Origin of the sequence: Acinetobacter higginsii, assembly GCF_000369845.1 — a bacterium.
GTDB classification, from domain to species: Bacteria; Pseudomonadota; Gammaproteobacteria; order Pseudomonadales; family Moraxellaceae; genus Acinetobacter; species Acinetobacter higginsii.
In genome coordinates this window covers 952,159-965,390 of record NZ_KB850211.1, presented here as the reverse complement: position 1 = coordinate 965,390, position 13,232 = coordinate 952,159, and the positions used below count along the sequence as shown (strand labels likewise).

The following is a 13,232-nucleotide window of genomic DNA, read 5'->3' as shown; positions in this document are numbered from 1 at the left end:
GTTATCCTGCCTGTTGCTGTTTTTTTAGAAGGTCTAAAGCGACATCGACAATCATATCTTCCTGCCCACCCACCATACGACGACGACCCAGTTCCACTAAAATATCAACGGTATTTAGGCCGTAACGTTTAGAAGCTATCTCGGCATGACGCAAGAAGCTTGAATATACCCCTGCATACCCTAATGCAAGTGTTTCACGATCTACACGTACTGGGCGATCTTGCAATGGTCTTACTAATTCATCAGCAGCATTCATTAACGTAAATAAATCAGTACCATGATGCCAACCTAAACGTTCAGCAGCAGCAATGAAAACTTCCAACGGAGCATTGCCAGCACCTGCCCCCATACCTGCAAGGCTTGCATCAATACGATCACAGCCCTCTTCAACAGCAACAATAGAGTTCGCAACACCTAAACTTAAATTATGGTGCGCATGTATTCCTGTTTGTGTTTCAGGCTTTAGAACATCTTTCATCGCTCTGAAGCGTGCACGAATATCACTCATCGACATCGCACCACCCGAATCTACGACATAGATACATTGTGCACCGTAAGACTCCATCATTTTACCCTGTTGTGCTAATGCTTCAGGCGTGGTCATGTGGCTCATCATCAGGAAGCCCACGGTGTCCATGCCCAATTCTCTGGCATGTTCTATATGCTGCTTGGAAATATCAGCTTCAGTACAATGTGTTGCCACACGAACAACTCGAGCACCCGCGTTATAAGCAGCTTTAAGATCATGGATGGTACCAATACCAGGCAGCAATAAAGTCGCAATTTTTGCATGGTTGAGTACATCCGCAGCAGCCTCAATCCATTCCAGATCTGTATGTGCGCCAAAACCATAGTTAAAGCTTGAACCCTGTAATCCATCACCATGCGCAATTTCAATACTGTCTACTCTTGCTTCATCTAACGCTTTGGCAATTTCTTGCACATTTTGAATGGAGTATTGATGGCGGACTGCATGACTGCCATCACGCAAAGTCACATCGGAAATATATAATTTTTTGATCATATCCATCTCTTAGCCCTCATCCGATGCACGTTGTGACTGGAGCGATGCCGCCATTTTCTCGCCTGTTGCCAACGCTGCCGAAGTCATAATATCCAGATTTCCGGCATAGGCAGGTAGGTAATGCGCAGCGCCCTCAACTTCTAAAAACACACTGGTTTTTAGCCCAGAAAATTTCCCTAATCCTGCAATATTGAGTGGGGCAGATTCAGGAATTACCTCAAACTGGACTTTTTGTTTTAAGCGATAGCCAGCAACATATTTTTGAACCTCAGCCACCATCTGCTCAACCGAGGCTTCAACCGTAGCCTGATCCGCAGCTTCAGACAGCACATACACCGTATCACGCATCAATAATGGCGGTTCGGCTGGATTGAGGACAATAATCGCCTTGCCTTTTGTTGCACCACCAACTGTTTCCAGTGCCTTTGATGTGGTTTCGGTAAATTCATCAATATTTGCTCGTGTGCCTGGCCCTGCCGATTTACTGGAAATAGACGCCACAATTTCAGCATAATGAACTTTAGCAATTTTCGAGACTGCAGCAACCATTGGAATAGTCGCCTGTCCACCACAAGTCACCATGTTTACATTGGGCTGATCAATGTGTTGTTCCAGATTCACCACAGGAACGCAATAAGGACCAATTGCCGCAGGAGTTAAATCCACCATACGAATATTCGGCTTATGTTGTCTTAATAAGGCATCATTTTTGATATGTGCCCCAGCAGAGGTTGCATCAAATACAATATCAATGTCTTTAAATTCAGGTAAATCTATTAGTCCTTGTACACCCTGATGGGTAGTGGCAACATTCATGCGTTTGGCACGGGCTAAACCATCTGATTCAGGGTCGATACCGACCATTACGGCAATTTCAAGATGCTCACCATAACGTAACATTTTGATCATGAGGTCGCTGCCAATATTGCCGCTACCAATAATCGCAGCCTTGATTTTATTGTTTGCTTGACTATTCATGTTTTCCCCTACACCAATTTGCAACTGACTGAACCAAGACGGCCAATATAGGCGGTCACGTTATCACCAGCTTGTACATTGACCATTGGTCCTAGCGCACCAGATAAAATGACCTCACCAGCTTTTAAACCAATCCCTTTTTCACACATGGTACGGGCCAACCACCAAGCAGCTTTTAAAGGATGACCTAAACACGCGGCTCCATTACCTTTTGATGCCACAACTTTATTGTGTTCAAGTTCCATTTTTACTTTTGCTAGATTTAAGCTGCCTATTTCGATCGGCTGATTCCCTAGAACAAACAAACCACAAGATGCGTTATCGGCTACCGTGTCTTCTAACGTGATTTTCCAGTTATGAATCGCGCTATCGACGATTTCTAAAGCGGGTAAGGCATAAGCCAATGCGGATATGAACTCTCCCCACGATGGCATTGGCCCAACAAGATCTCGCCCAACAATAAAAGCAATTTCAGCCTCAATTTTAGGCTGCATAAGTTGGCTGACAGGAACGGTGTCACCATCTAGGTATTCCATATCATCGAATAAAATCCCGAAATCAGGCTGATCCACACCAAGCTGTTGTTGCACTGCTTTTGAGGTTAAACCAACTTTCTTGCCGATAATTCTTGCACCTTGGCTGACCTTATAATCACTATTAATTTGTGCAACAGCATAAGCCTCATCTAAACCAGAAATATGATGTGATTCAGATATTTGCCCAACTGTTTGACCTGATTGTCTAGCGTGGCGCAATGCCAAAGCCGCAGAATTTAAACGTTCTTGATCATTAATCGTCATATATTCACCCCGCCAATTGTGTGAGAACCAGTTTTATCAGCAGTTAAATCCAATTGATGCTTTAACTGCTGTATGGTCGAATTAATTTCGACTTGATCAACAACAGCAAATGTAAATTTATCAGGACGTAATATTGCAATGGATTGCGATGTCTTACATGCCTTTTTAAACCAACACACCATATCGCCATCAATATCTTCCACTTCAAGCACATCAGGATTTAAATCTCTATTGATATGGCCTTGAGGTCGACCAGAATATGGATATAGAGTGATAAATTTACAGCCAATTTGTTCTAAGACTTGTTTAGATGTGTCTGATAAACCTGATGTTGGATCCACTGATAACCCAATCAAAGAATAGTTCTCACCTAATAGAGAATCTAAAAGTACAGGACGACCATCAAAACCACGGACAATAGGCTGCGGAGATAAGCCACCTTCAGGGCTTAAACGATGTTTACGTGCTAAACCGAAATATTGTCCTTTGGTATAAATAGGTTTTGGTTTGAACCCACCTTCTTGTCCCCATTCTTTTAATTTTGGGGTAGAAAGTACGCCTTTAATTACACCATCACGGATTTTCCCAATCACTGGATTGGTCATTGAAACAAGATCTTTTAATAAGACAGAACCCTGAATCATTGCCTTGGCATGATCATGACGCTCACTTTCATAGCTATCTAATAATTTGTCTCCAGCTTGACCATTGAGTACCGCACTGAGTTTCCAGCCTAAATTGCCTGCATCACGGATCCCTGAGCTTGCGCCTTGCCCCATAAATTGTGGGGTCATATGTGCAGCATCACCTGCCAAAAGTACACGTTTATCTCGCCATTGATTAGCAACCAAAGCATTAAAGGTATAGACCAGTTTACGTTTTACTTCGAAGTCATCAGGATTGACAAATTTGGATAACAACATACGTACTGTTTCAGGTTGTTCCATATATTCTTTGGTTTGACCTTTTTTCAGCATAAACTCAAAGCGATGGAAACCATCTGGCTGTACACAGCTCACTACTGGCAAATCGGGATCTACCACAAAATTAAAATAAGGTAAGTGACGTAAGCCTTTATTGCGGTCTTTTTGCTTTAAATCCACCACCAGCCACGGCTCTGGGAAGTTTTTCCCTGACATTTCAATGCCAAGTTTGGCACGAACGGTACTACGTCCACCATCTGAACCGACCAAATAACGAGCGGTGACTTGCTGAATATCACTATCACCCTGTGCTTCGGTTTTGACATCTGACTCATCACTAAAACGATAAATTTGTGTGGCTTGATGAATCACCGTCACGCTATCTGCATCCTGATTAAAATTAATCAGTTCACGTCCACGCAAAATTTTAACATTTGGATATTTTTCTAAGGCATTGGTTAAAGATGTTTCCAAATACGGCTGATAATAAAAATTCACCACCGACCAACCAAATGGACGTTTTAGCGGCTTGTATTGTGCAATCACAGCGCCGTCTGGACGAACAAGTTGTACAGGCGTATCCAACAACATATCTTTTTGCAGCTCTTCAGCCATATCTATCGACTGAAAAATACGCATGCATTCATCATCGGTATACACAGCACGAGCATTGCCATAAAACACAGGTTCTCGTTCCAACACCACGACCTGATGTCCGCGCTTTCCTAAAATATGAGCCAACACCAATCCAGTTGGTCCTAGACCTGCAATAACCACATCTACATTTTGTGATGTCGTTTTTTTAATTTTCTGACCTGTCATGTTTAGAACCTCTAAAACTAGATGGGTGAATATTCAGGATGAATCACAGTTGAGATTCCCTGTTTCAAATTATTTAAATTGGTTGAGAGCATATACAGCTTGCTTGGATTCTCGGGCTTGTGTCCCCAAGAACTAATTGCAAAATACTTGGTCGGTTTCCATGTGCTTTCATCTACAACCAATGGAGCCCAGCCAAACTCAATTTCAAAACCTGATGGACTAATCACATAAAAGGACAATTCCTTGTCGTTTGGATGCTGCCCAATCTCATGCGCCATTTCATAACCAAGCTGCTTACATCGTTGAAAGGCATTAGATAAGTCATCTAAAGAAGCACCTTGTAGATTCATGTGTTGCACTTTAGTGCGAATTGGATCTAGAGCGACTTCTCTGGTCGTAGCGATCGCAACTGAATGATGACGTTCATTTAGACGTAAGAAAGTTACATCTAGTGTTACACCACTAATGACTTGCTCAATCTGGTCACTCAATCTTGCATCAAAGATTTCCTGCCAAAACCGCTGCATCTTCAAAGGCTTTCGTGAGGTAATCGCCACATGTCCCATGCCTGCATCACCTGTCACAAAGCTCGAGGTCAACATATTTAAGGGTTCATCACTCAAGTTAGCTTCAACAAACAGCTCGATATTCTGTTTTTTAGGACCAACGATTCGCCAAAACTGTTTAACGCCTCTTTGCTCAGCCTCAGCCTGCGTACTTTTCTCAACGGCAATATCACGTTCAGCCAAGCGACCAAGAATAATGTCTAACGTTTTTTGATCTTTAACCTGCCAACCTAGTGCGACAAAATCTTCTAACTTTCCCTTTTGCACTATCAGGCGTTTGGCATGATCGTCCATGCGAAAGCTGAGTTCATTGATTAATTTTGGACCTGCATTAAAATGCAGACCCAAACCTTGTTGCAGAAAAGTTTTCCATTCTTTTAATTTATTGGATTCAATTACCGCATAACCCATGCGTACTGAACCAAAAATATCCTGATCTACTGCGGTGCTATTCATATACTCACCTTTTCAAACATTGCTCTGTCTAGCAAAGAAATCTAGACTCAACTGGTTAAATTCGTTCGCCCTTTCCCACTGCACCCAGTGACCTGTATTAGCAAATAAATAAACATCACAATTTGGCATGATTTTCTGCAAAGTCAGTGCACCACTCGGACGGTTCACTAAATCATTCGCACCCCAAACCACCAAGGTTGGAACTTTGCATTTTTTAAGTCGTGAATCACGAGTGAAGTCCATACGAATAGCACCTTTCAATCCTGTAGGTCGTCTTAATGGCGGTGCTGCAACCACGTCTGGATCAATACTGGCTTGGAAGCGTTCACGGATGACACTTTCAGGCACCTGACTGCCATCAAAGACCAAGTATTCACGGATAAAGGTCCTGAGCTTATCCATACTCGGTCCTTTGCCACCGTAGTAATTTAATAAGCAGTTCAAACCTTTAGTCGGTAGACCTTTGGTGGTATTAATTCCGCCAGGTCCCATAAGAATCAAGCTTGCAACTCGCTCTGGATGTTCTAGTGCCATGCGTAAGCCACATGCACCACCAAGAGAATTGCCAATAATATGGACTTGCTTGATTTTTAATTGATCCAATAAGCCCAACATTGCATCTGCTAAATCTCCAAACGGATCATCACGATTCACTCCCTTTGAAGACTGTCCATAACCCTGCATATCTGGGATGAGAACGCGATATTTTTCTGCCAATGCATCAATATTCTTGGAGTAGTTAGATAGCCCTGAAGCACCTGGACCACCACCATGCAACATAAGAATCGGGAAACCTTCACCCTGTTCACTTAAGAAAATCTGTCTCTGACCAAATTTCACCACTTGGGATGTCAATGTATGAGTGTTCGTCATTTTTTCTTTCTCAAATACTTTATATAATCAATTTGAACATAACTGTTCAAATTAATCAATATTTGTTCATTTAATTAAAATCTATATATTTCAGTCAGATATAATTTTTATAAAAAATTATTCGTTAAAAACCCTAAAAAATATAATTTTTACATAGCAATTGATTTTTGAACACTTTTGTTTAATATTTTATATTCATGTAAATTTCAAGGATACTGTTGTGATCGGACCACTTAAATCAAAATTCATATTTCTTATTGCTTTAAGCCCTGTTTCTTTAACTTACGCATCTGGTGTTTTTGTCGATACTCAGACTGCCGCTGGCGTTGGCTATGCTTTTGCCGGTTCATCAGCGCTTGCACAAAATGCGAGTGTGGTCGCCTATAACCCAGCTGCGATGATGGGTTTAAGTTCAGGCCATTACTTATCAGGTTCAGCATCATATGTTGATGCACAAACGGATTTTAAAGGGGAAAAAAACACATCAATTTCACCTATCGTTCCAACTGGGAGTGTAGAAGCCAGTATTGAACGAAAATTTGCCGTGCCTAGTGCTCAATATGTGTATCGAAGTGAGCAACCTTTTGCTGTGGGGATGAGTGTGTCTCCGTTATACGGAAACAAAGGAGAATGGGATGAGGATTTTGTTGGCCGTTATAAAGGGCTAAAAACTGAAGTCACTGGTGTTAATGTGAATACTTCATTGGCTTATGAGATTAACCCTCAGCTCATGATTGGATTGGGATTAAACTATCTCGATTTTGATGCCACCCTTACCAGAAAGGCTGCTCCACTGATCAATACCAATCCACCCGTTTATTTAGGTGATGCTCAAGGCGAATTAAAAGGTGATGGACATGGCTGGGCAGGAAATATCGGGTTCTTTTTAAAACCTACAGAAAATCTAGACATAGGTTTGACCTATCGTTCTGAAACAAGTTTAAAACTGGATGGTTCTCTCACCGTCACAACACCAGCTGCAAAATTGGTTAATCCAGCGACCGTCGAGATTAAAATGCCACAAAGTGCGAGCTTGGCAGGCGCCTATCGTTTTACACCACAATGGACTGCGCTTGCAGAACTCACTTGGTATGATTGGTCAGTTCTTCCTGCTTTTAGTGCAGTAAATCCTAACAATAATGCTGTCGTATACGAGGAGCAACTCAACTTTAAAGATGGTTTAAGATCAAGTATCGGTGCTCTCTATCAAATTACACCGTCAACACAACTCCGATTCGGTATGGCCTATGATCAATCTGTGGTTGAGTCATCCTCTGACCGAACGGTTCGATTTCCAGATACCGATAGAATCTGGGTTTCTTTAGGTGCAGGTTTTCAAGTCACACAGAACCTAGGCATAGATGTTGGCTATTCACATATATTCGCAAATGAAGCAACAATTGAAAGTCCAACTGTTGTAGCAGGTAAACCAACGATGCAAACACTCACTGGTTCTTTTGACACTGACGCAGATATTTTTTCACTTCAGTTAAATTATAAATTTTAATTACATAGCCCAAGTCGACATCATAAGATCATGTTGGCTTGGGCCGTCAAACTTTAGTCTACTTTCATCCAAACCTGACTTCGACCTAAGGCTGAAGTACCAATATATCCTCTTAAAATCATTCTAGTACCACTAGCACTGATTTTAATTTTACCTTTATAAATATTACCGCTCATCGGATCAATGACATGACCATCATGATACTCATCTGGTCTATTCATATTTTTTTTGAATCCATACAGAATCTTCATCCCTTTTAAAGGAACATCTTTTAGCTCCCCCTTGCATCTAAAACATTTATCTGTAAACGCTGTACTGTGGCCCGGTAGAGGATATATTTCTTCAATTTTCCCTTCATATTGACCATCTTTGCTTTCATAAATATTGACTTTGGCTCTTGCATAACCACTTTTATCATCAATTGCCTTCCACATCCCCGTAATATCTTGAGCCCATGTATTTGCTATAAAAATATTGAATAGAAAAATCTGGATAAAAATGATCCCTATTGACTTCATAAACGTTTTCCCCCGCTCGTTAAAATTATCTTTTCAAAAAACTAAACGTATTCGCAATTAAAATAATACAAAAATATTAAACACTATTGTTCAATTTTAACCACTATTGATCTAATATAAGCATATTGACATTTTGTTGTCTAGAAATACTAGCAACTAAAAACGAACAGCTCGGCTGAGGATCAGATATGACAAATACAATATTTCAGCAAGGAAGAATTGACGTGCATCATCACATTGTTCCTCCAGTTTTTAGAGAGGCAATGCTGAATAAAGGCATCGACAAAGTCGCGGGTGCTCCCTTACCTGTCTGGACACCATCACAATCGATTGAAATTATGGATCAGATTGGAACGGAAACTGCGCTTGTCTCCTTATCTGCACCAGGCGTTTATTTCGGAGACGTTCAAGAAGCATGCAGCTTGGCTCGTCAATGCAATGAATATACGGCTGAAATGCGTCAAAACTTTCCAAACAGGTTTGGATTCTTTGCTGTTCTCCCAATGCCATTGACTCAAGAAGCTTGTGCTGAAGCAATATATGCATTAGAAGTCCTGAAAGCGGATGGCATTGTCTTATTGGGAAGTACCAATGGTATTTTTCTTGGTGACAGTCGCTTTGAAGAACTCATGTTTGAACTCAACAAACGTAAAGCGATTGTTTTTATTCATCCCAATCTGCATGAGACCAGTGAAAATCTAGGATTGACTACGCCTGGATTTATTCTAGAATTTTTACCTGATACCACACGCGCAGCAGTCAACCTGATTACTTCTGGTGTGATGGAACGCTTTCCAGATATCCAGTTTATTTTAGCTCATGCAGGCGGTTTCCTACCTTATATTGCATGGCGAGTCTCGTTAGGCAACCTAATGACTGAAATGAATAAAAATGCGCCACAAGGGATCATGACCTATATCAAGCGTTTTTATTTTGATACTGCGTTATCACCATCTCCTTACGCCATGTCAGCATTAAAAGAACTCGTAGGGACTGAAAGAATTTTATTTGGTAGTGATTTTCCATTTGCACCTGCACCAGTGTCACATATGCAAGTACAGACCCTTGGCGAATTAAGCATTTTTAATGAAGCCGATCATTATAAAATTCAAAGAGGAAATGCGCTTAGTTTGTTCCCTCAATACAAAAAAGCAAATGAAGAAGTCAGTCCGCGCCCAATTTATCAACAAGAATCTTTCGGCAATAAATTTAAACGTTGGATGACTCAGCCGATTATCGCTATCGCAGAAAAGAAACGCTCAAAATAAAATTGGGATATTTGTTATGGCTTTACATATTGTTCATTTTATTGATGCTCAACAGAAAAAACGTTGGGGACTCATTCAGAATGATGAAATTATTTCCTTTCAGCATGACTTTGAAAGCACTCAGGAAATCATTCAATGTGGCATACTCCAACTGGCAAAATTGGCAACGGAAAGTAAAGAAAAATACTTACTTGCTAACGTGAAATTACTGAGCCCAATTACCAATCCATCTCAAATATTATGTCAGGGTGCGAATTATCGCCAACATATGCTTGATTCGGGAATCAATCCTGATACCCAGTCATTTAATATGTTTTTTACCAAATCATTGGCATCGCTTCATGGTCCAACTGGATGGATTGAAAAACCAAACCATGTTGATTTATTAGACTATGAAATTGAATTAACACTAGTCCTAGGGAAAAAAACGCAAGATAGTATCACCGTCACTACAGAAAATTTACATGAATATATTGCAGGTATCTGTATTGGTAATGATGTTTCAGCGCGTGACATACAGATTCCACAAATGCAATTTTATAAAGGAAAAAGCTATCGTACTTTCTGTCCGCTTGGTCCTGTATTGTGTTTATTGAGTAAGGCAGAAATGCATTATCTCAACAAACTACAACTTAGCCTGAAAGTAAATGGTGAAGTCCGCCAACAAGACTCTACTGAGAATCTAGTCTTTAAACCCGCTGAGACACTGACCGAATTCTCTCAGATTACTAATTTTGAAGTGGGTGATGTACTGATGACAGGTACCCCATCTGGATGTGCACTTGGATTACCATCGACAACACTGATAAAAATGACGGCGCTTTTACCTGAGAAGCTTAAATGGCAATTGTTCAACAAAAGCCAGTCCAGACGTTCCCAATATCTGAAAATTGGTGATCAGATTGAATCTCATATTTTTAGTAGTGATGGCAAAATCAATTTAGGCTATCAAAAACATACTGTTTGTTAAGTAGAGAATCCATTGTTATGAAAAAATATTTGTTTTTATGTTTATTTGCAGCCCATCCTGTTCAGTCATACGCATCTGACCAGCTCAATGGTACGGTATGGAAAACGATTGATGATGAAACCAATCAACCAAGAGCTCTTGTAAGATTTAATGAAGATAAAAATGGTGCTCTATCAGCGACTATCGAAAAAATTCTGGTTCCTAGTGAAGCGAATAAATGTACTAAGTGCGAAGGAGCCTACCAAAATAAATCATTAGTTGGTCTGACGATTGTCAAAAATTTAAAAAGTTCAGGTGAAAACAAATATACCAATGGATCAATCTTAGATCCAAAGACAGGTAAAACCTACAGCTTTAATGCCGCCCTATCTCCTGACGGCAAGAAGCTCAGCGGTCGTGGTTACATTGGTATTTCTGCGCTTGGTAGAAGTCAGACTTGGTATAAAGTTAAATAATTTGAAGAAATTAGAATTTTCTTATTTCTGGATTAAACAATAAGTTTAATCCAGAAATACATTTGTTCGAATGTAAGCAATGATTTACACCTGATTGATTTAAATCAAAGCTTTTATCAATTGTATATAAACCTTTCCATTCGTCATTTTACTTGTCCTTCGTATAGGTAATACAATTCTGCATCTTCAACATCTCCACCCCAACTATATTTCTCTTCTGCGATCTTTAATAATCCTTTTCTTTCATAGAACTGAAAGTTTGAACTGTTATCAGTGAAAAGAAAAAAGTCTTTAATTTTATTATCTTGCAGATAATCAATAAAAAGAGAATACAATTTATTGCCTATTCCTAAACCTTGATATCGTTCATCTAAGATAAAAAAATTCAAGGACGCAGCAAAGGTTTTACCACTTTCAAGAAGTAATTTTTCATTTAATATCAATGTATCCAGATAATGTTCAAAAACTTCTTCTCTTTTGTCTGAGATTATTTCCTGTAGAGCTCTATATTTTCTTATTTTCGCATTAGCCTTCTGTCTAATGTTATTTATGATTGATGCAGCAATTACTCCAATAATTTCGTCTTTATCACGCATCACAAAAATGCGCGAGGAGCTTATGATCACCTCACCCAAAAAAAATTCTGCCATAGGTCTTACATTCTTTTCAGGCACCCATGAGTTATAATCCCAAGTAGAAACGATCATCTGATTTATTTTGTCCAAATCACTATCAGTTAATTCATCTACCACTTCATATTCTAAAGGGACATTACTACTCATTACTCTCACTCATTTAATTTCAATAAAAAATTGATCTTTTAGGGATATACAATATTGCTGGCATCTGTGCCAAGTAACTGTGAAGGTCTTACAAGAAGTATAGCCTATCCTGCCAATTACAAGACATCACATGAATTTTCTGCCTAGGTCAGTAGCAACCAATCTTTAGAACTTGTGTTAGCAACGCAACGATGAAAGTACAGTACGTGATTTAGCGTAATGATCTCTATTTAAATAAATCAATAAAACTAATTTACTTATGTTAGGCTGATCAGTTTTTCTTAAGAAACAGCTGCTATGACGTATACACGGAAATTTAGGGCAGGAAAGTTTCACTGGTCATTTCTATTGCCTAAGTATTGGGGAATATGGATGGCTTTAATTCTTTTAATGATGTTTGCAATTCTTCCATGGGCGATACAGTGGCGACTCGCAAATATCCTCTCGACACTTGCCTGGAAAGCGCTGAAATCTAGACGCAAAACAACGATTAGGAATCTTGAACTGTGTTTTCCTGAGAAAAGCGAACAAGAAATACAAGCAGATGCAAAACAAGTCTTTTTCAATATGATGTTGGGACTCTTTGAAGCATTGAATGCTTGGTACAGCCCTCGTTGGTTTCAAAAAAAGATGCATATTCACGGTTTAGAGCATCTTAAAAATGCTAAAGAAAATGGCGTTCTACTCTTAGGAACACACTCTACTTTATTAGATGCAGGTGGCTATATTTGTGGTCGTTTTTTTGAACTTGATGTTGTCTATCGTCCTCAAAATAATCCTCTCTTAGATATGCTTATTAGTCGATGTAGAGCTACAATTTATCAGAATCAGATTTCTAAAGATGATATGAAAGGATTGATCTCAAGTTTAAAGCATGGACATGCTATTTGGTATAGTCCAGATCAGGATTTTGGACTTAAACAAGGGGTGATGGCTCCTTTCTTCAATATACAAGCAGCAACAGTAACAGCACATAGACGGTTAATTAAAATTACCAAAGCAGCGGCAATTCCTTTATTTTTTTATCGCACTGGTGACATTCGTAACCCCCAATACCATATTTTGCTAGAGCCTGCTTTGCAAAATTTTCCAAGTGACTGTGAAGTTGAGGATGCAACACGAGTCAATCTTGTGATTGAGAACCAAATAAAAATGTATCCTACGCAATATATGTGGTTCCATCGTAGATTCAAAACTCGGCCCAAAGGTGAAAAAAGCCTGTATTAATTTTCTAATCTAATACATCAAAAGATTTAAATTTTATAAGAAAACAAAAAAGCTCACATAACG

At 39.6% G+C, this 13,232-nt stretch carries 13 protein-coding genes; 5 read left to right on the top strand and 8 right to left on the bottom strand.

From position 1 onward, the window contains the following. Window position 1: 1 nt before the first annotated feature. Genes dmpG through F885_RS15375 form a run of 6 tightly spaced genes read right to left on the bottom strand, consistent with a single transcriptional unit; the run spans window position 2 to window position 6,442 of the window. Window positions 2-1,030: a 4-hydroxy-2-oxovalerate aldolase gene (dmpG, locus tag F885_RS15350; RefSeq protein ID WP_005313992.1), complete on the bottom strand. Its 1,029-nt coding sequence runs from the start codon at window positions 1,028-1,030 to the stop codon at window positions 2-4. Between the two features lie 3 nt (window positions 1,031-1,033). Continuing rightward, the gene (locus F885_RS15355; RefSeq protein WP_005313986.1) at window positions 1,034-2,002 is read right to left on the bottom strand and encodes an acetaldehyde dehydrogenase (acetylating); all 969 of its coding nucleotides are present in this window, start codon (window positions 2,000-2,002) and stop codon (window positions 1,034-1,036) included. Between the two features lie 8 nt (window positions 2,003-2,010). After that, complete coding sequence (locus tag F885_RS15360; protein ID WP_005313982.1) at window positions 2,011-2,802, bottom strand: 2-keto-4-pentenoate hydratase; 792 nt, start codon at window positions 2,800-2,802, stop codon at window positions 2,011-2,013. Further along, on the bottom strand, window positions 2,799-4,547 hold the full coding sequence (gene mhpA, locus F885_RS15365; protein ID WP_005313980.1) for a bifunctional 3-(3-hydroxy-phenyl)propionate/3-hydroxycinnamic acid hydroxylase MhpA: 1,749 nt from the start codon (window positions 4,545-4,547) through the stop codon (window positions 2,799-2,801). Before mhpA ends, F885_RS15360 begins: the two co-directional genes overlap by 4 nt. Before the next feature lie 17 nt (window positions 4,548-4,564). Next, window positions 4,565-5,569, bottom strand: a complete 1,005-nt coding sequence (locus F885_RS15370) for a VOC family protein (RefSeq protein WP_005313978.1) — start codon at window positions 5,567-5,569, stop codon at window positions 4,565-4,567. Window positions 5,570-5,581: 12 nt separating this feature from the next. Further along, the gene (locus tag F885_RS15375) at window positions 5,582-6,442 is read right to left on the bottom strand and encodes an alpha/beta fold hydrolase (RefSeq protein ID WP_005313976.1); all 861 of its coding nucleotides are present in this window, start codon (window positions 6,440-6,442) and stop codon (window positions 5,582-5,584) included. Between the two features lie 220 nt (window positions 6,443-6,662). Here F885_RS15375 and F885_RS15380 point away from each other — a divergent pair, with 220 nt between their 5' ends. Beyond that, entirely contained in the window at window positions 6,663-7,949 is a 1,287-nt protein-coding gene (locus F885_RS15380) for an OmpP1/FadL family transporter (protein WP_005313973.1), read from the top strand. Between the two features lie 53 nt (window positions 7,950-8,002). On the opposite strand, the gene F885_RS15385 is transcribed toward F885_RS15380, so the two are convergent. Beyond that, the gene (locus tag F885_RS15385) at window positions 8,003-8,467 is read right to left on the bottom strand and encodes a DUF2147 domain-containing protein (RefSeq protein ID WP_005313971.1); all 465 of its coding nucleotides are present in this window, start codon (window positions 8,465-8,467) and stop codon (window positions 8,003-8,005) included. 188 nt (window positions 8,468-8,655) lie between these two features. On the opposite strand from F885_RS15385, the gene F885_RS15390 reads away from it, so the two are divergent. Genes F885_RS15390 through F885_RS15400 form a run of 3 tightly spaced genes read left to right on the top strand, consistent with a single transcriptional unit; the run spans window position 8,656 to window position 11,160 of the window. Further along, the gene (locus F885_RS15390; protein ID WP_005313968.1) at window positions 8,656-9,735 is read left to right on the top strand and encodes an amidohydrolase family protein; all 1,080 of its coding nucleotides are present in this window, start codon (window positions 8,656-8,658) and stop codon (window positions 9,733-9,735) included. Window positions 9,736-9,751: 16 nt separating this feature from the next. After that, the gene (locus F885_RS15395; RefSeq protein ID WP_005313965.1) at window positions 9,752-10,705 is read left to right on the top strand and encodes a fumarylacetoacetate hydrolase family protein; all 954 of its coding nucleotides are present in this window, start codon (window positions 9,752-9,754) and stop codon (window positions 10,703-10,705) included. Between the two features lie 17 nt (window positions 10,706-10,722). After that, a complete protein-coding gene (locus F885_RS15400) occupies window positions 10,723-11,160 on the top strand; it encodes a DUF2147 domain-containing protein (RefSeq protein ID WP_005313964.1) in 438 nt (145 codons plus the stop codon). 143 nt (window positions 11,161-11,303) lie between these two features. On the opposite strand, the gene F885_RS15405 is transcribed toward F885_RS15400, so the two are convergent. Beyond that, the gene (locus tag F885_RS15405; protein WP_005313962.1) at window positions 11,304-11,942 is read right to left on the bottom strand and encodes a GNAT family N-acetyltransferase; all 639 of its coding nucleotides are present in this window, start codon (window positions 11,940-11,942) and stop codon (window positions 11,304-11,306) included. Window positions 11,943-12,239: 297 nt separating this feature from the next. Between F885_RS15405 and F885_RS15410 the strand changes: the two genes are divergently transcribed. After that, window positions 12,240-13,169, top strand: coding sequence for an LpxL/LpxP family acyltransferase (locus tag F885_RS15410; protein WP_032858961.1), 930 nt, complete (start codon window positions 12,240-12,242; stop codon window positions 13,167-13,169). The last annotated feature ends 63 nt before the right edge of the window (window positions 13,170-13,232 follow it).